Consider the following 17204-nt stretch of genomic DNA (forward strand, 5'->3'; position numbering starts at 1 on the left):
TACCCCGATGAACAATGACGGGAGAGACGCATGAGCCGAATCGACGCAACTTTCGAACGCCTCCGGGCAGATAACCGCAAGGCATTCGTGGCCTATATCATGGCCTGTGATCCTGACCGGCAGAGATCTGCGGAAATCCTTGCCGGACTGCCAAAGGCAGGCGTCGATATTATCGAACTCGGCATGCCCTTCACCGACCCGATGGCGGACGGCCCGACGATCGAAGCAGCAGGCCACCGCGCCCTTGCTGCCGGCGGCAGCGTCACAGAAACGCTGTCGATGGTGCGCGACTTCCGCCAGCAAGACAGCAGCACGCCGATTGTCCTGATGGGTTACTTCAATTCGATCTATGCGCGACCCGGCGGCGTGGACGGTTTTCTGAAAGATGCGACCGACGCAGGCATCGACGGCCTGATCATCGTCGACCTGCCGCCCGAAGAGGATGCAGAGCTGTGTCTGCCCGCACAGGAAGCCGGGCTGAATTTCATCCGGCTGGCGACACCGACGACCGATGACCGCCGCCTGCCCGCAGTGGTCGCCAACACGTCCGGCTTTGTCTATTACGTTGCCGTGACCGGCGTCACCGGCGGGGCTTCGGCCAATGCAGACGCTGTTGCCCCGGATGTCGCCCGTATACGCAAGGCTTCTGGCCTGCCCGTCGTCGTTGGTTTCGGCATATCAACGCCCGAAGCCGCGCAGTCGATAGCCGCCGTCGCTGACGGCGCCGTGGTGGGCAGCGCCATCGTCAAAAAGATTGCAGAAGGCAAGCCCGCCGCCGACGTCCTTTCATTCGTGGCATCGCTGGCTGAAGGGGCGCACAAAGGCTGACGGGACGCGCATGTCGCTTGAATTCGACCATATCGTTGTCGCCGCCGCCGACCTTTCCGAGGGCGAGGCATGGCTCAGCGGATTGCTTGACGCAGCACCCGAGCCGGGCGGCAAACATGATTTCATGGGCACGCATAACCGGCTGTGGCGCATGGGGGTTCGCGAATACCTTGAACTGATTGCCGTGGACCCGGATGCCAACCAGCCCAACCATCCTCGCTGGTTCGGTCTGGATGATTTTCAGGGCCCGCCAAAGCTTGTCAGCTGGGTCTGCCGGACGAACAAACTGCAAGCGCCAGAGGCTGGCCGCATCATGAAAGCGCAGCGGGGCGACCTGCACTGGCGGATCACGATACCCGGCAGCGGCGTCTCTGGCACCGATGGGCTGGAGCCATTGCGCATCGACTGGGGCGACGGCCCGCATCCCGCCGACAATATGCCAGATCACGGTTTCCGGCTGCTGGGTCTGGATGTGACACATCCGAAACCGCCGAAGCTGCCCGTTTCCGATCCGCGCATACGGCTGAAAGCAGGCGACACAGGCTTGGTGGCCCATATCTCGACACCACATGGCAAGGTCACCTTGTGATCTTCGCTGCGTGGGCGGCAGAGGTTGCTGAAGTCGGCGCGCCATTGGACATCAACGGGGCGTTGGCCAAATAATGCAGCTGCCATCGCCCAGCGTCGTTTTATTGATACTGGCGGGCCTTTCGGCGGCCAGTTATCAGATTCGTGGCACGACGATGGATCCGCCGGACGCAAAGGCGCGGGCGGTCAAGACTGCGGCGACGCTTCTTCTTGGCATCGCGGCGCTTATGGGTCAGGCTCCGGTAGCGATTGCGCTTGGTTTATTGGCCGGCGCGGTTGGGGACTATTTCCTCGCCCGGCAGGGGGACCGATTCTTTCTGGCGGGCGTGTTCGCCTTTGCTTTGGGTCATCCTTGTTACGCGGTCTGGATGTTCACACCCGAACATGCCGCCCATGCGCTCTGGGCCATTGCTGTCGCGGCATTGGCCATTTCTGCGGAATACTGGTTACTTCCGCGAACCGGCGAACTGAAGCTTCCCGTCAGGATCTACGTCTGGATCATAACGGCCATGGCAGCAGCGGCGGCAACGCTGCCAGCAGGCCATTCAGTCGCGATTGCGGGCGCCGCACTGTTCGTCATATCCGATCTGCTACTGGCGCTGCGGCTTTTTGTCGCCAGTGAAGCGTCAAGGCAGAGGCTTCTGTCACAAATGGTCTGGCCCGCCTATTTTATCGGGCAAGTGCTTATTCTGATTGGCAGTCTCGACCATCACTAGCGCAGCGCGGCAAATCCAGTTAGCATCTGCAGAATGCTGGACGTTGCCGCCGCCCCTGCCCCCGAACTTCCCCGCCCGCGCAGTTTTTGGCGGCGGATCGTTGATCGTATGGCCGCCTTTGTGGGCGCTCAACGACCGGCGACTCCGCCAGAGAAATCCGTGGCATTCACCATTGCCGTAATTGCCCTTGGCGCAAAGCTGGCCAAAGCGGATGGCCGCGTCGACCGGGCAGAGGTTGCCGCCTTTCGCCGGGTCTTCACCATTCCGCGCAGTGAGGAAAAGAATGCCGGCAGGGTCTTCGATCTGGCGCGAAAGGACATTGCCGGTTACGACGCTTGGGCGCGACGCATCGCGCGGATGTTCAGTCCAGGCGACGCCATCCTGGAAAATGTCGTCGAGGGCCTGGTTATCGTCGCGACCGCCGACGGCACGATGCATACCGCAGAACGTGAGATGCTGGACGAAATCGCCGCAATCTTCGGCATCTCGGCAGAGCGCATGGCCGGAATCATCGACCGGCACGATCCGGATTCTGCCTGCCCGCCCTGTAAGATACTGGGCATTCCGCCCGATGCCTCGCTGGATGCGGGCCGGAAGCGGTGGCGTGAACTGATCCGGGAAAACCATCCTGACCGGGCAATAGCTGAAGGTCTGCCGAAAGAGGCGATCCGTCTGGCAGAAGCCCGTACCCGCGCGATCAATGACGCATGGCAGAAATTCCGCAAAAGCCGCGAGTCGCTGCAAAGCTGATCGGGAACCGCGCCGCGCTCGCTGCCGTTTTCTTCAGCACAGGAGTAAGGGGGTGCCCGAAATGCCACAGAAACCGCTTGCCGTTCTGACCTTGCTGGCTTGTCTTGCCGCGCCGGTTCATGCGCAGGACTGGCAGATGCCTCAGGCCGATGATCCGCCTGCCGCTGGCACAGACGATCCGCTGGGCGATCTTGGTCAGGATCTGGGTGATGAACTCGACGGCGCGATGAACCAGCTGTTCAACCGGCTGCAACCGCATCTGAACGCACTTGGTGACGAGCTCGCCAATACGATGAACGATTTCGCACCCGCTTTGAATGAAATTTCGGGCCTGATCGACGATATCCGAAATTATGAACGACCCGAGCGGCTTGATAACGGCGACATCATCATTCGCCGGCGCGCCGATGCCCCGCCCCCGCCCTCGCTGGACGAGTTGCAGCGTCTGCTGCCCGAACGCGATGGCAGCCGGCCTGAAGGACAGTGGCCGCCGCTTGATCCATGGTCGCGGCCAGATAAGAACGACCTTGAAGGCACTATTGTCCCGCAGACCGAGCTCTGACCATTTAGCTCACTCTTATGAAAAAGGGGCGGTCATGCCGCCCCTTTCGCAACTCTGTCGCCGTAAGGTCAGCGAATGATCATGACACTGACGGGAGAGTGCCTGACGATCCTGTCAGCCTGACTGCCGACCCGGAAGGTCCGCATCTCATCGGGCGAGCGTGAGGCCATGACGATCAGGTCGGCGCTGATCTTGTCCGCCATCTCCAGTATCGTTTCCGTCACATGGCCATGTCCGACATGCGTTTTGATACGTATGTCATCCAGCATTTCCTTGGCAACAAGTTCGCCAAGGCTTTCCTTCATCGCATTCAATGCCTGCTTTTCATACCCTTTGGGCAGATAGCTTGCGACCCAGGCATTGCCGACATCATGGACAATGCCCAGCAAATGCAGCTCGCCCCCGTCGTCAAGCAGCTCTCGGGCCACGGGTATGGACTTTTGCCAGCTTGCTTTGTGCTGGACGTCGATGGGCAAAAGGATGGTTTTATACATGATCCACTCCTATCAGGCTGCTGCGGCGCGTTGGACCGGTGTCGCCTCGCCGGGACCCGCCCGCCGACGCTGCATCCAGATCACAAGCGCAAGAAGCGCGAAGGCCGGAATATACATCCAGTATTTCGACGGCGCCTCGGCCGGTGCACGAACCTGCAGGATCTGTTGATCCCAGTCCAGTCCGGCTTCCTGCGCGGGGGTGTCGAATGCGACATTGTCGATGATGACCTCATCGCCGTTCTGAATGGTCTCCACACCAAGTGCAGCCAACCTGTCTTCGCCGGTCTCGCCTTCCGGCACCGGAAGCTGGACACGGAACTCTACCGGGTCCCCGACATCGTTCAGACCGGCAACGACCAGCCTGAAAGGCTCACCTACGGGCGACTCTTCAAGCGCCTGAGCAAGCTCGGCTGGCGGTCGGTCATCCCAGGGCGGTGCAACCATATCCATCCAGAAACCCGGGCGGAAGATGGTGAAGGCCACCAGCAGCAGCGCCACGGATTCCAAGATGTTGTTGCGCGTGATGAACCAGCCTTGGGTCGCAGCAGCAAACAGCAGCATGGCAACCGTCGCGGTTACGAAGACGAAGATGCCGTGGATCCATCCCACTTCGATCAGCAACAGATCCGTGTTGAAGATGAACAGGAATGGCAGCGCCGCCGTCCGCAGGCTGTAGAAGAACGCCACAACCCCGGTCTTGATCGGATCACCGCCAGAAACGGCAGCCGCCGCGAAGGAGGCAAGCCCGACCGGGGGCGTCACATCCGCCATGATCCCGAAGTAGAACACGAACAGGTGCACCGCGATCAGTGGCACGATCAGCCCGTTCTGCTGCCCAAGCGTCACGATGACCGGGGCGAGCAGCGCCGAGACGACGATATAGTTCGCCGTTGTCGGAAGGCCCATACCAAGGATCAGCGACAGCACGGCTGTCAGCAGCAGGATCGCCAGCAGGTGACCGCCCGACAGGACCTCAACCACATCGGCTAGGGCGGAACCCACGCCGGTCTGGCTGACCGCGCCCACGATGATACCGGCGGTCGCCGTGGCGATGCCGATGCCGATCATGTTGCGCGCGCCAGAGATCATGCCGTCGACCAGGTCGCCAACACCCGCCTTCAGCGCACCACCCACAGAGGTGATTCCGTGGCGGTCCTCGCCCCGCAGCATCACCATCAGCGGGCGTTGCGTCAGCAGGATGAAGATCATGAAGGCCGTCGCCCAGAAGGCTGACAGGCCGGGCGACAGTCGATCAACCATCAGCGCCCAGACCAGCACCACAACCGGCAGGATGTAATACAGGCCGGAACGCACGGTCGGACCGGGCATCGGCAGCTCTGTCACCTCGGCATTGGGATCGTCGATCTCCAGCGGGGCCTCGCGCGAACCGACCCAGACAAGTGCCACATAGGCCGCGCAAAGAAGCGCGAAGATGATATACGGCGCAGCACCTCCGAAGGTCGGACGGATCCAGCCCATGCCGTAATAGACGAACATGGACAGCGCACAGATAAGCATCACGCCAAAGACGAAGCCGACAAGGCGGCGCATCCACGGACCGGGCTCATAGGGGCGCGGAAGACCCTGCATCCCGGCCTTCATCGCCTCCAGATGCACAATATAGACAAGCGCGATATAGCTGATCGTGGCCGGGATGAAGGCGTGCTTAACGACGTCGAAATATGGGATACCCACATATTCCACCATCAGGAAGGCGGCGGCCCCCATGACCGGCGGCATGATCTGCCCGTTCACGGAAGAGGCAACCTCTACCGCGCCGGCCTTTTCACTACTGAAGCCCACCTTCTTCATCAGCGGGATGGTGAAGGTGCCGGTGGTCACGACGTTGGCGATCGACGAGCCCGAGATCAGGCCGGTCATGGCAGAGCTGACCACGGCGGCTTTCGCAGGACCGCCGCGCATGTGACCCATCAGCGAGAACGCCACCTGAATGAAGTAGTTGCCCGCGCCGGCCTTATCCAGCAATGCGCCGAACAGCACGAACAGGAAGACGAAGCTTGTCGAGACACCAAGTGCGATGCCGAACACACCCTGCGTGGTGATCCACTGGTGGTTTGCGACCTCTGCCAGCGAATTGCCGCCATGGGCAATGATGCTGGGCATATAGGGGCCAAGGAAAGTGTAGATCAGGAAGACCGAGGCAACGACCGTCAGCGCCGGGCCAAGGGCACGGCGCGTGACCTCCAGCAGCAGCAGAAGGCCAGCCACCGCGATGACCAGATCCTGCGTGATCGGCCGACCGATGCGGCGGGCGATCTCATCATAGAAGAAATAGATGTAAAGCGCACAGCAGACCGAAACGATTGCGAGCGCCCATTCCCAGGGCGGCACCCAGTTCTTTGGGCTGCCCAGCACGATGGCGACAACGATGCCGATACCGATCAGCGCGATCCACCACATAGAGCCGCTTGGCCCGGCATTGATGAAAAGCAGCGTCAGGATGATCGGCACGCCAAGCGCCAGACCCATCTGAATCGGCGAGCGTTCGGCCGGATAGGCCAGATAAGCAAGGAACATGGCGAAAGCGAGGTGGAACGAACGCTTCTGCGTTTCGTCAAAAATCCCGACTTCCAGGATGAATGGCAGCGGTGACGCGATCCAGATCTGGAACAGCGACCAGCAGAAAGCCACGATCAGGATCAGCCGACCGACCCAGCCCGCGGGCGTCCGCGCACCCGTGTCAGAGGAAGCGACAAGTTCGTCCAGTTCGGACTGGCTCAGCCCGCCCGCGCCAGAGGCGACGTTTTCAACCGCCGCCGCCTCTCGCTGATTGCCGCGAATGTTGCGGTTGTCGTGACCGCCCCCACCCGCCTTTGGATCTTCGTCACTGTTCATCTTTATATCCCTGTTCCTGACCGGTTTTTCCCGGCATCATCTTGGACGTTATCACTTAATTGTCATAAAAAAGCGGCCCCGCTGCAAGAGCGGAGCCGCAATCTGTATATTCAGCATACGGGTTTGACCCCGATCAGGCTTACTCGATCCAGCCTTGCTCTTTGTAATACTTCTCTGCGCCGGGATGCAGCGGCGCCGAATTACCTTCGGTGACCATGGCTTCCTGGGTCAGGTTTTCAAAGGCCGGGTGCAGCCCCTTGAAACGGTCGAAATTGTCAAAGACCGCCTTCACGACCTCATACACAACCTCATCCGGAACATCGGCAGACGTTACAAAAGTTGCCTTCACGCCGAATGTGTTGGTGTCTTCATCCGTACCGGCATACATGCCACCCGGAATGGTCGCCTTGGCGTAATAGGGGTTTTCCTCGACCAGAGCGTCAATTTCCGGGCCTTCGACCGGCACCAGATTGGCCTCAACCGTCGAGGTTGCTTCCTGGATCGAGCCATTCGGGTGGCCGACGGTGTAGACGATGGCGTCAACGTTGTTGTCACCCAGTGCAGCGGACTGCTCGCTGGGCTGCAGCTGCGATGCCAGCGAGAAATCGTCCATGGTCCAGCCTTTGGCGTCCAGAACGACCTGCATCGTTGCCAGCTGCCCGGAACCCGGATTGCCCACATTCACGCGTTTGCCCTGCAGATCGTCAAAGGTTGCGATGTTGGCATCCTGACGCGCAACAACGGTGAAAGGCTCTGGGTGAACCGAGAACACGGCGCGCAGGTTTTCAAACTTGTTGTCGCCTTCGAACTCTTCCGAAGAACCATTATAAGCATGGTACTGGATGTCCGACTGAGCGACGCCCATGGTCATGTCGCCCGATTTGATGGCGTTGACATTAGCCACAGAGCCACCGGTCGACGGCGCGGTGCAGCGGATGCCAGTGGTTTCGGTGTTGCGGTTGACCAGACGGCAGACCGACTGACCGACAACGTAGTACACGCCGGTCTGACCGCCGGTACCGATGGTGATAAAGGTTTCTTCCTGCGCACTGGCAACGCCCGCCACTGACGCAAATGCAAATGCCGCTGTTACGGTCTTGACGAAGTTCATTACTTTCTCCCCGGTTGGTTCATGGATCAAACGTCCGATATCTTCGCGAAAAGTGCAACAGCGGACTGCATTTCATACATTTTCGCAGATATTTCCTGCAAGATTATGATATAACTAATTATTGTCAGGTCAAAAACGAAACCCGGACAACATTTATCTGTGCTGCCTAATTGGCCATGCAGAATTCGCGTCGCACAAGCCTAACTGCCGTAAAGCACCTTGGCGCGGGCCTCGAACGCCCTGACAATCCGCCCCATCGCCTCATCAAAGACGACGCCGATCAGCCTGCCCAGAAGCGCGTTCTTGAATTCGAAATCGACAAAAAAATCGACCTGACAGCCGCCTTCCGGCAGGTCGTGAAAAGCCCAGCCAGAGTGAAGGTAGCGAAAGGGTCCATCCAGATAATCCGTGTCGATCTTCATCGCATCGGGCCAAAGCGTGACACGGCTGCCAAATCTTTCGCGAAATACCTTGAAGGAAATAACAAGGTCCGCCTCTATAACTTCCGAGCCGTCCGGACGTTGATCCCGCGACCTGATTCTTGCAGCACTGTTCCAGGGCAAAAACTCGGGATAGCTTTCAACATCGGCCACCAGATCATACATCTGGCGTGCTGAGTAAGGCAGCTTGCGGCTTTCAGAGCGTTTGGGCAAATCAGGTCCATATATGTCGGTGCGCCATCGGAGGCGCAGCAGAAATAACCGAAGGTGCGAACATGAACAACCTGACCTGGCTGATGAGGGCTTCACAATGGGCACGACGCCCACCCAGCAAGAAGATGGTGATTCTGGTTTTTTCGATTATCGCTGCGGGCCTTGTGATGCTCGGCCTCGAGAAGCTGGATCTTTGGCCGGACTGGGCCACGATAGAGCGGAACCGGGGGCCCAAGCTGCCGAAATGATGGGATATGGCAGCCCGGGCCATTGGTGATCCGTCAGAGGCCTGCTTCGGCGAAGGTGTTGCACGATGACAGTTCGCCCGCCTCAAAGCCGCGCATGAACCATTCCTGACGATCTGCGGAGGACCCGTGCGTGAAGGCATCCGGCACAACGGCCCGACCCGCGCTTTCCATCAGTGCATCATCACCAACGGCAGCCGCCGCCGTCATCGCCTCGCCAATATCTTCCCGCGTGATTTGCAGGTCCCGCGAAGAGCTGCGCGCCCATAGCCCGGCAAAACAATCAGCCTGCAATTCGGTCAGCACCGACAGCGCGTTCGAATCTTCCTGACTGGCTTGCTGGCGCATCTGCGTCACCCTGGGCAGAATACCAAGCTGGTTCTGCACGTGATGCCCGACCTCATGCGCGATCACATAGGCCGGTGCGAGGTCACCATCCGCACCCATGCGATTCGCAAGAACGTTGAAGAAATCCGTATCAAGATAGATCGTCTGATCGGCCGGGCAGTAAAACGGCCCCATCTGCGCCGAAGCGCCGCCACAACCAGACTGCGTAACACCGGAATAAAGCACCATTTGCGGATCGGAATAGGACTGGCCCGTCGCCTCCGGCACGATTTCGCCGAAGGATGTTTCCGTCTCACGGAGGATCACAGAGGCGAAATCGCCCATCTGTTGCTCCTCTGCCGTCAACTCACGGGGCTCTCCGCTGGGTTGGCCCGTCTGGCTGACCAGTGGCGAGATGTCTATGCCGAAGAAATAACCAAACGCCAGAACCGCCAGCATACCGACAGCGCCGATGCTTCCCGCACCGCCCACGCCCATTCCGCGCCTGTCCTGAACATTTCGGCTACCCTGCCGTCCGCGCCATTCCATTTCCTGCATTCTCCCGCAAAATGTTCCACGCCAGTTCTGCCTGCGCGGACTCCGTAGCCGATATCAACCCTATGCGGGCTTGACGGTTCCGGCAAGCCGGGCGAGACCGGGCTAAAATTATGTGGGGTCGTCAGATGTTTGAGTGGGTCGTTTCGGTGATCGAGGCATGGGGCTATCCCGGTGTGTTCCTGCTGATGCTGGCCGAGAACCTGTTTCCACCGATCCCGTCGGAGGTCATTATGCCCCTTGCCGGCTTCCTTGTCGGCGAAGGAGAGATGAACCTCGCCCTGACGATCCTTGCCGGCACCGCAGGCTCTGTCGCAGGGACGAGCGCGTGGTATTTCGTCGGTCGCCTTTTCGGTGCAGAGAGGCTGAAACGTTGGGCTGCACGCTGGGGCCGCGTGCTGACAATGTCACCTTCGGACATTGACGGAGCCGTCGGGTGGTTCGACCGGCACGGCGGCGCCGCGGTCTTTTTCGGACGAATGCTGCCCGCGATCCGAACGCTGATTTCCGTGCCCGCCGGCATCGCACGTATGAACTTCGGGCGTTTTCTGATCCTGACGATTGCGGGCAGCGTGATCTGGACGGTTCTTCTGACGGTTGCCGGTCTGATCCTGCAAGAGCGGTTTGAGCTTGTCTCTGGCTTCATAGATCCGGTGTCGAAAACGATCGTATTCGCGGTGATCGCGATTTATCTCTATCGCGTGATCACCTGGAAACCGCATTGACAGCGGACGGCTCAGCGCCGATTTTCCGCGCGCCTCCAGCCAGTTAACGGATCGATCATATGACGCTTTCTTCACGGCAACTCGCAATCATCGCAGGCGCAGGTTCTGCCGCGCTGCTGATCACCGCGCTGATCTTTCAATCCATCGGATATGTCCCTTGTGAGCTGTGCATCCTGCAACGGTGGCCACATCTCGCGGCGGCGGCCATCGCGGCATTGCTGATTTTCATCGACAGACGCGTGCTTCGCTGGCTGGGCGTGCTGGCAGCGGGGTTGGCATGCGCCTTTGCCATTTATCACACCGGGGTCGAATTCGGCTGGTGGGAAGGGCCGTCGGCCTGCACGGGGGGCTTGGGCGATATCGGCGCACTCTCGGCCAAAGACCTGATGGCGCAACTGCAAACGGCCGAAGTCGTGCGCTGCGATCAGCCGCAGTGGTATTTCCTTGGCCTGACGATGGCAGCCTGGAACGCAATCTGCTCGGCGATTCTGACAGGCATCTGGCTTCGCTCGGCTTTCGGGCACGGCATAAGCATCCGATAGCGTTGCACCCAAGCCCGCGTAGGTGCTATACCGCGCGGCAACAATATCTTGAGGCGTGAGACGTGGCTGATACCCCCGAAGACGACGATCTGGAACTGGCCGGAAATGGCAATGACGGCGGGGATGACACGCCAGAACGCGTTGTCATGCATCATGACGGTCCCCAGATCGACATCACCGACGAAATGCGGTCGAGCTATCTCGATTATGCTATGTCGGTTATTGTCAGCCGCGCGATCCCGGACCTGCGTGACGGTCTGAAACCGGTGCATCGCCGCATCCTTTACGCGATGCACGAAACCGGCAACACGCATGACAAACCTTACCGCAAATCGGCCCGCCCGGTTGGCGACGTCATGGGTAAATATCACCCCCACGGTGACGGCGCGATCTATGACGCGCTTGTACGGATGGCGCAGGATTTTTCCATGTCGCTGCCGTTGCTGGACGGTCAGGGCAACTTCGGTTCGATGGACGGCGACCCGCCTGCGGCGATGCGCTATACCGAAGTGCGCATGGCAAAGCCCGCCGATTATCTGTTGGCCGATATCGACAAGGAAACGGTCGATTTTCAGGATAACTATGACGGTAAGGACCGCGAGCCCACGGTCCTGCCCGCACGCTTTCCGAACATGCTGGTCAATGGTGCGGGCGGTATCGCTGTCGGCATGGCCACCAACATCCCGCCCCACAATCTGGGCGAGGTTGTCGATGCAACGCTTTCACTGATCGAGAATCCTGACCTGTCGACCGAACGGTTGATGGAAATCGTGCCCGGTCCGGATTTCCCGACCGGCGGTACGATTCTTGGCCGTTCCGGCATCCGCAAAGCCTATCTGGAGGGTCGTGGTTCGGTCATCCTCCGCGCCAAGACCAGGATCGAGGAAATCCGCAAGGACCGCTATGCGATTGTAATCGAAGAAGTCCCGTATCAGGTCAACAAGGCCACGATGATCGAGAAGATCGCCGAACTGGCCAAGGAGAAGCGGATCGAGGGCATTGCACATGTGCAAGACGAATCCGACCGTCACGGCGTTCGCGTCGTTGTCGAGCTGAAGCGCGATGCAACGGCAGAGGTCGTGCTGAACCAGCTGTTCCGCTTCACGCCGATGCAAACCAGTTTTGGCGCGAACATGCTTGCGCTGAATGGCGGCAGGCCGGAACAGCTGACTTTGCGCGACTTCCTGACCCATTTCATCTCGTTCCGAGAGGAGGTCGTCGCCCGTCGCACCGCCTTTGAACTGCGCAAGGCGCGCGAACGCAGCCATGTGCTGTGCGGTCTGGCGGTTGCCGTTTCGAACGTGGATGAGGTGGTTGCGACCATCCGCTCTTCCGCCGATGCGGCCGAGGCCCGACGGCGCCTGATGGAGCGCCGCTGGCCAGCCCATGACATCCTTGAATATCTCAAGCTGATCGACGATCCGCGCCACCCGGTCAACGATGACGGCACCTATAACCTGTCTGAAACGCAGGCTCGTGCAATCCTCGACCTGCGCCTGCAACGCCTGACCCAGCTTGGCGTTCAGGAAGTTACCGACGAATTGCAGGAACTGGCAGATGCGATCCGCGAATATCTTGCGATCCTTGCCAGCCGCGAACGGATCATGGGCATCATCTCGGACGAGTTGAACGAGGTGAGAGATCTGTTCGCTGTGCCCCGCCGCACAGAGATCCTCGAATGGTCCGGCGATATGGACGATGAGGACCTGATCGAGCGTGAGGATATGGTCGTCACCATCACTTCTGGCGGCTACATCAAACGGACCGCGCTTGCCGAATTCCGCTCTCAGAAGCGGGGTGGCAAGGGACTTTCCGGGATGGCCACGAAAGAGGATGACGTTGTCACCACCCTGTTCGTCGCCAATACCCATACCGAATTGCTGTTCTTTACAACCGGGGGTATGGTCTATCGCCTCAAAACCTGGCGTCTGCCGCTTGGCGGGCGGACCGCGCGAGGCAAGGCACTGGTCAATATCCTGCCCATCGACAACGGAACCTCTATCGCCGCACTTCTGCCGATGGATGCGCCGGAAGAAGAATGGGACAACTATCAGGTTATCTTTGCCACAGACGGTGGCGAGGTGCGCCGGAATGCCCTGTCCGACTTCACCAACATTAAGTCGAACGGCAAAATCGCGATGAAACTGCCCCAGGACACCAGCCTGATCGGTGTGCGCATGGCCACCGATGATGACGACGTCATGCTGGTGACCGCGAAGGGCCGCGCAATCCGCTTTGCCGCAACCGATCTGCGTGTTTTCCAAAGCCGTTCGTCCACCGGCGTGCGCGGCATCCGCCTGGGTGCGGGCGATACGGTCGTTTCCATGTCCGTGATCCGCCATTTCGAAGCCGACCCAGCCGAACGCGCCGCCTATCTGAAAATGCGCCGCGCTGTTGCCGGCGCATTGGATGATGGTGCAGAGCCGGATGAAGATGACGACAACGTTGCGGAAGGCAGCATCACGCAGGAACGCTATGCCCAGATGTCTGCGGCAGAGGATTTGATCCTGACGATCACGGCCAAAGGGTCCGGCAAGATCAGCTCCAGCTTCGATTACCCGCTGCGCGGTCGCGGCGGCCAGGGTGTGATGGCCATGGACAAGGCGCTTCGCGGCGGTCAGCTTGTCGCCTCTTTCCCGGTAGAGTCTGACGATCAGATCATGCTGGCCACCTCGACCGGACAGTCGATCAGGGTGCCGGTTGAAGGCATCAGCTTCCGCTCAAGATCTGCGGGCGGTGTGCGCGTCTTTAACACATCCAAGGGCGAAACCGTTGTTTCCGTTGCACGTATCGCGGATCAGGGCGAGGATGAGGCAGAAGACAACGCCGAATCCTGATCGCGAGGACAAAATTGGAGCAACAGAATCAGCTTCTGCGTGACCGGCTGCAAACGGGGTTTCTCGGCGTCATAGCCTTTGCGCTGCTGATGTTCCTGCTGGTTCAGGCCAAGTTCATCCTGATCTGCCTTGCCATCGCGATTATCATCTTCTCGCTTACCTCTGACGCCATCGGAGCGATTGCGCGTCAGAGGGTGCCGAACTGGCTGGCGACGACCATCGCACTATTGCTGATCGCCTTTGGCCTCCTCTGGGCCGCGGCAACCGTCGTCAGCCAGATCAATGAGGTTGTGACAACCTCTATTTCCTATGCAGAACAGATGCAGGCCGCCCTGCCCTCATTGCTGGAATGGCTGGGACCAGAGGCGCAGGAAACCGTCGATACCATCATTCGCAACATAAATGTGACCGGATGGATGCGCACGGCGGCTGGTGGTGCCTCAAATTTGTTGTCGGCGACTGTGCTGATCATCCTGTTCGTCGGCTTCATGTTTGCAGAAAGGGTCTGGTTTCCACTGAAAATCGAAAGCCTGCTCAGCGGGGATCGCGCATCGGCCGCGCATGTGCGCCAGATCATCACGTCTATCATGCGGCGCGTGAACAGGTATCTGATCGTCAAAACGATTGTCAGCGGCGCAACGGCTATCTGCGTCTACGGGATTTTCACACTTGCCAAACTGCCGCTTGCAGGGGCCATCGCGCTTCTGACCTTTGCGCTGAATTTTCTGCCATCGGTCGGGTCGATCATTGCGACGGTGATCGCCGTTGCGCTGACCTATGTGCTGACGGCCGATGTCGGCACAACACTTGCCATCGCCGCCGCCTGCAGCGCGGTGCAATTTGCCATCGGCAACGTGATAGACCCGATGCTGCTAGGTCAGACGCTGCGGCTGTCGAGCTTTGGCATCATCCTGTCGCTTGCCTTCTGGGGGGCTATCTGGGGCATTCCGGGCATGTTCCTGGCGGTTCCGATCATGGTCGCAATCATGATCGTCTGTGCGCATATCCCCTGGATGCGGCCCATCGCCATCATGCTATCGCGCGAAGGCCATCCCGATGACGGAATGGCCGACGAATAACCTCTCAGTCGCGGAAGTTCCGGCTTTCCTTGATCTGGTCCCATGCCCAGACAACTTCTGCAAGACGCTCTTCGTCAGAGCGGTCGCCGCCATTCATATCTGGATGAAGAACCTTAACCAAAGCCTTGTACTGCTTTCGTATTTCTGGCCTCGTCCAGCCATCCTTCGCTTCCAGAATATCAAGCGCGCGTCGTTCGGTCGGTGGCAGCTTGCGCCGCAGCCCGGTTTCACGAACGGACGGATCCGTGCCGTTCGATCCCAGAATTTCCAAAGGATCGCTGACACCGTGGCGCGCCCATGCCTGTTCCTGCGCGGCCTTTCCGAATGGCTTGGTCGGGCGTTCCCACACGGTGGCGTTGTCCAGAAACTCCTGAAACTCTTCTTCCGACTGACCCTGAAAATAGTTCCAGTTCAGATTGTATTCGCGAACGTGATCCTTGCAGAACCAGTAGTAGTCATCCAACGACCGGGGAGATTTCGGCGCACGGTATTGACCCGCCTCCTCACAGCCCTCTTTGTCACAGATACGCGTCGACGTCTCAAACGCCCCCGTCATCCCGCGACGGCCCTTGGAACGGCGTTTTTTGTCAGTTTTAGCAGAAAGATCGAATCCGAAAGGGTCGTCGTTGGTCATGCCAGTGCCTTGTTCTCGTAGGGGTCGACATACTAAGCTATTTGCGACCGGATGAAAGGGGGCTTCGATGATTGCCGACCAGATGCGCGAAAGACTGCAGGGTCTGTCACCCACAATGCTGGAGATCGTCGATGAATCCGAACAGCATCGCGGTCACGCCGGCTTTCGCGAAGGCGGGCAGTCCCATTTCAGGATCCGCATTGCCTCGCCCTCTTTCGCAGGGAAAAGCCGCCTGGAACGGCATCGGCTGGTTCACATCACGCTTGGCGACATCGTTCCGCGCATTCATGCACTTGCGATCGAAATCACAGCCTGAGAGCGGTTCGTTTCAGCAATCATAAAAGCAAAAAGCCGGGCGCAGGCCCGGCGTTTGCTGGAAGAAACTGGAGCGGGCGATGAGATTCGAACTCACGACCCTAACCTTGGCAAGGTTATGCTCTACCCCTGAGCTACGCCCGCATCCGTTTCTGGCCGGTAGCCTTGGCCGCCGGTGAGGGGTCATTTAGGTCAGCACGCCCGGGGGTGCAAGCGGAAAAAACGCAAAGAGCCGAAAAAATTTGCCTTGCGCCCAAACGACCAGTCGGCACAGTGGCCCAGTCAGAGGTTTGTCATGCGTCAATCGGATCAACTCGCGGGTTTTGTCCGCAACGCCCTGCAGTCCGGCCGCAGCAGTGCCGAGATCGACGCGGCATTGTCAGACGCGGGATGGTCGCCCCGGGAACGCGAGGACGCACTTAGCGCCTGGGTCGAGGCTGACGGTTTTCCGCCCGTTCCGCGACCGCGCCCATACGTTTCGGCGCGCGAGGCGCTGCTTTACGGATTGTTGTTTATTTCTCTGGGCATGATCGCATTTCACCTGACCCAGCTGGGCTTTCGCCTGATCGATACCCTGCTGCCAGAGGACCAGGACAGCTTGCCCTATATCCGCGCCGGGATGCGGTGGCCGATGGCCGCGCTGATTACATTTACGCCTGTATTCCTCCTGCTCAATAATTGGATTCAGCGACGCACATCGGCCGATCAGGGGCGGCGCAGATCCCTTGTGCGCAAATGGTTTGCCTCGATCACATTGCTGATCGCGGCCCTCACGCTGATGGGTGATCTGGTCGCGACGGTCTATGCCCTGCTCAACGGCGAAATCACGATGAGTTTCGCGCTGAAGGCCCTGCTGGTCGCAGCCGTCGCGGGGCTGGTGGTTGCTTACTATCGGGACGAACTCAATGACTGAGACGAAGGGCAAAGCGACCGCCGCCATTGCAATCACCGCCGCACTTGCCGTCATTGCCGGTTTTTTTGTCAGCGGTGGCCCGATGCAGGCACGGCTGGAACAGCGGGATCAGACTCGGCGGGACGATATCGGGCTGATCAACCAGAACATCCGTTGCCAGGCGGACCTGCTCGGCCGTTTGCCTGAAGCCCCGCAGGAAACCGGCGCTTGCCCGGCTGACCTGCCGACCGAGGACCCTTCCGGCGAAGGTACATACGAATACAGCATCATCGATGAGCGCGTGTGGCAGGTCTGCGCGCCCTTTGAACAACCCGGACAGATGCGGCGCGGCTATGAGTCCGCTTACGAAGAGTTCAATGCTGAGACCGGCTGCTCCGTCAGCAGGCTTCACGGTTCCGGCTCATTACCGGCAGAAAACGAGCCGATGGATCAAAACACCGTCGAACCGTCCAACTGACCGGCTGGACGACCCTG

Annotated in this window: 18 protein-coding genes, 1 tRNA gene and 1 pseudogene; 13 read left to right on the forward strand and 7 right to left on the reverse strand. The window is 59.5% G+C overall.

Going from position 1 to position 17204, the window contains the following annotated elements; genetic code table 11:
- The first annotated feature begins 30 nt into the window (after positions 1–30).
- The 5 genes from trpA to PAF20_RS08710 all read left to right on the forward strand — a co-directional run bounded on the left by trpA (position 31) and on the right by PAF20_RS08710 (position 3444).
- Entirely contained in the window at positions 31–828 is a 798-nt protein-coding gene (gene trpA / locus PAF20_RS08690; protein ID WP_271070287.1) for a tryptophan synthase subunit alpha, read from the forward strand.
- Positions 829–838: 10 nt separating this feature from the next.
- Positions 839–1417 carry a VOC family protein gene (locus tag PAF20_RS08695; protein ID WP_271070288.1) on the forward strand — a complete coding sequence of 193 codons (579 nt, stop codon included), beginning with the start codon at positions 839–841 and terminating at the stop codon, positions 1415–1417.
- Between the two features lie 103 nt (positions 1418–1520).
- Positions 1521–2132, forward strand: a complete 612-nt coding sequence (locus PAF20_RS08700) for a lysoplasmalogenase (RefSeq protein ID WP_271070289.1) — start codon at positions 1521–1523, stop codon at positions 2130–2132.
- Positions 2133–2165: 33 nt separating this feature from the next.
- On the forward strand, positions 2166–2882 hold the full coding sequence (locus tag PAF20_RS08705; RefSeq protein WP_271070290.1) for a TerB family tellurite resistance protein: 717 nt from the start codon (positions 2166–2168) through the stop codon (positions 2880–2882).
- A gap of 61 nt (positions 2883–2943) precedes the next feature.
- Positions 2944–3444, forward strand: a complete 501-nt coding sequence (locus PAF20_RS08710) for a hypothetical protein (protein WP_271070291.1) — start codon at positions 2944–2946, stop codon at positions 3442–3444.
- A 68-nt stretch (positions 3445–3512) separates the two neighbouring features.
- On the opposite strand, the gene PAF20_RS08715 is transcribed toward PAF20_RS08710, so the two are convergent.
- The 4 genes and pseudogenes from PAF20_RS08715 to PAF20_RS08730 all read right to left on the reverse strand — a co-directional run bounded on the left by PAF20_RS08715 (position 3513) and on the right by PAF20_RS08730 (position 8558).
- Entirely contained in the window at positions 3513–3938 is a 426-nt protein-coding gene (locus PAF20_RS08715; protein ID WP_271070292.1) for a universal stress protein, read from the reverse strand.
- Between the two features lie 12 nt (positions 3939–3950).
- On the reverse strand, positions 3951–6794 hold the full coding sequence (locus tag PAF20_RS08720; RefSeq protein WP_271070293.1) for a TRAP transporter permease: 2844 nt from the start codon (positions 6792–6794) through the stop codon (positions 3951–3953).
- A 139-nt stretch (positions 6795–6933) separates the two neighbouring features.
- Positions 6934–7830, reverse strand: a pseudogene (locus PAF20_RS08725) (TAXI family TRAP transporter solute-binding subunit); the annotation flags it as partial.
- Positions 7831–8105: 275 nt separating this feature from the next.
- Positions 8106–8558 (reverse strand): type II toxin-antitoxin system RatA family toxin, encoded by a 453-nt coding sequence (locus PAF20_RS08730; RefSeq protein WP_271070295.1) that lies wholly within the window; start codon positions 8556–8558, stop codon positions 8106–8108.
- Between the two features lie 62 nt (positions 8559–8620).
- On the opposite strand from PAF20_RS08730, the gene PAF20_RS08735 reads away from it, so the two are divergent.
- Positions 8621–8806 (forward strand): hypothetical protein, encoded by a 186-nt coding sequence (locus PAF20_RS08735; protein WP_271070296.1) that lies wholly within the window; start codon positions 8621–8623, stop codon positions 8804–8806.
- Positions 8807–8839: 33 nt separating this feature from the next.
- Here PAF20_RS08735 and ypfJ read toward each other — a convergent pair whose 3' ends face one another.
- The gene (ypfJ, locus tag PAF20_RS08740) at positions 8840–9679 is read right to left on the reverse strand and encodes a KPN_02809 family neutral zinc metallopeptidase (protein ID WP_271073284.1); all 840 of its coding nucleotides are present in this window, start codon (positions 9677–9679) and stop codon (positions 8840–8842) included.
- Positions 9680–9813: 134 nt separating this feature from the next.
- On the opposite strand from ypfJ, the gene PAF20_RS08745 reads away from it, so the two are divergent.
- The 4 genes from PAF20_RS08745 (at position 9814) to PAF20_RS08760 (ending at position 14868) form a co-directional block, all read left to right on the forward strand.
- Complete coding sequence (locus tag PAF20_RS08745) at positions 9814–10410, forward strand: DedA family protein (protein WP_271070297.1); 597 nt, start codon at positions 9814–9816, stop codon at positions 10408–10410.
- A gap of 59 nt (positions 10411–10469) precedes the next feature.
- On the forward strand, positions 10470–10952 hold the full coding sequence (locus PAF20_RS08750; protein WP_271070298.1) for a disulfide bond formation protein B: 483 nt from the start codon (positions 10470–10472) through the stop codon (positions 10950–10952).
- A 62-nt stretch (positions 10953–11014) separates the two neighbouring features.
- Positions 11015–13789: a DNA gyrase subunit A gene (gene gyrA, locus PAF20_RS08755; RefSeq protein WP_434802908.1), complete on the forward strand. Its 2775-nt coding sequence runs from the start codon at positions 11015–11017 to the stop codon at positions 13787–13789.
- Positions 13790–13803: 14 nt separating this feature from the next.
- Positions 13804–14868, forward strand: a complete 1065-nt coding sequence (locus PAF20_RS08760; protein WP_271070299.1) for an AI-2E family transporter — start codon at positions 13804–13806, stop codon at positions 14866–14868.
- A gap of 4 nt (positions 14869–14872) precedes the next feature.
- On the opposite strand, the gene PAF20_RS08765 is transcribed toward PAF20_RS08760, so the two are convergent.
- Positions 14873–15502 (reverse strand): J domain-containing protein, encoded by a 630-nt coding sequence (locus PAF20_RS08765; RefSeq protein WP_271070300.1) that lies wholly within the window; start codon positions 15500–15502, stop codon positions 14873–14875.
- 67 nt (positions 15503–15569) lie between these two features.
- On the opposite strand from PAF20_RS08765, the gene PAF20_RS08770 reads away from it, so the two are divergent.
- Positions 15570–15818 carry a BolA family protein gene (locus tag PAF20_RS08770; protein WP_271070301.1) on the forward strand — a complete coding sequence of 83 codons (249 nt, stop codon included), beginning with the start codon at positions 15570–15572 and terminating at the stop codon, positions 15816–15818.
- 68 nt (positions 15819–15886) lie between these two features.
- Here PAF20_RS08770 and PAF20_RS08775 read toward each other — a convergent pair.
- Positions 15887–15961 (reverse strand) — tRNA-Gly (locus PAF20_RS08775).
- Between the two features lie 151 nt (positions 15962–16112).
- On the opposite strand from PAF20_RS08775, the gene PAF20_RS08780 reads away from it, so the two are divergent.
- Positions 16113–16730, forward strand: coding sequence for a DUF5671 domain-containing protein (locus PAF20_RS08780; RefSeq protein WP_271070302.1), 618 nt, complete (start codon positions 16113–16115; stop codon positions 16728–16730).
- Entirely contained in the window at positions 16723–17187 is a 465-nt protein-coding gene (locus tag PAF20_RS08785; RefSeq protein ID WP_271070303.1) for a hypothetical protein, read from the forward strand. The genes PAF20_RS08780 and PAF20_RS08785 overlap by 8 nt, the downstream gene beginning before the upstream one ends.
- Positions 17188–17204 lie beyond the last annotated feature (17 nt).

The organism is Paracoccus albus (assembly GCF_027913035.1).
GTDB classification, from domain to species: domain Bacteria; phylum Pseudomonadota; class Alphaproteobacteria; order Rhodobacterales; family Rhodobacteraceae; genus Paracoccus; species Paracoccus albus.

Excerpts from the sequence above, each read along its gene's own strand:
- PAF20_RS08750 (WP_271070298.1), top strand. The coding sequence starts at position 10,470 with ATGACGCTTTCTTCACGGCAACTCGCAATCATCGCAGGCGCAGGTTCT.
- PAF20_RS08705 (WP_271070290.1), top strand. The coding sequence starts at position 2,166 with ATGCTGGACGTTGCCGCCGCCCCTGCCCCCGAACTTCCCCGCCCGCGC.
- ypfJ (WP_271073284.1), bottom strand. The coding sequence starts at position 9,679 with ATGGAATGGCGCGGACGGCAGGGTAGCCGAAATGTTCAGGACAGGCGC.
- PAF20_RS08765 (WP_271070300.1), bottom strand. The coding sequence starts at position 15,502 with ATGACCAACGACGACCCTTTCGGATTCGATCTTTCTGCTAAAACTGAC.
- PAF20_RS08745 (WP_271070297.1), top strand. The coding sequence starts at position 9,814 with ATGTTTGAGTGGGTCGTTTCGGTGATCGAGGCATGGGGCTATCCCGGT.
- PAF20_RS08780 (WP_271070302.1), top strand. The coding sequence starts at position 16,113 with ATGCGTCAATCGGATCAACTCGCGGGTTTTGTCCGCAACGCCCTGCAG.
- PAF20_RS08770 (WP_271070301.1), top strand. The coding sequence starts at position 15,570 with ATGATTGCCGACCAGATGCGCGAAAGACTGCAGGGTCTGTCACCCACA.
- PAF20_RS08695 (WP_271070288.1), top strand. The coding sequence starts at position 839 with ATGTCGCTTGAATTCGACCATATCGTTGTCGCCGCCGCCGACCTTTCC.
- PAF20_RS08715 (WP_271070292.1), bottom strand. The coding sequence starts at position 3,938 with ATGTATAAAACCATCCTTTTGCCCATCGACGTCCAGCACAAAGCAAGC.
- PAF20_RS08785 (WP_271070303.1), top strand. The coding sequence starts at position 16,723 with ATGACTGAGACGAAGGGCAAAGCGACCGCCGCCATTGCAATCACCGCC.
- PAF20_RS08710 (WP_271070291.1), top strand. The coding sequence starts at position 2,944 with ATGCCACAGAAACCGCTTGCCGTTCTGACCTTGCTGGCTTGTCTTGCC.
- PAF20_RS08720 (WP_271070293.1), bottom strand. The coding sequence starts at position 6,794 with ATGAACAGTGACGAAGATCCAAAGGCGGGTGGGGGCGGTCACGACAAC.
- trpA (WP_271070287.1), top strand. The coding sequence starts at position 31 with ATGAGCCGAATCGACGCAACTTTCGAACGCCTCCGGGCAGATAACCGC.
- PAF20_RS08735 (WP_271070296.1), top strand. The coding sequence starts at position 8,621 with ATGAACAACCTGACCTGGCTGATGAGGGCTTCACAATGGGCACGACGC.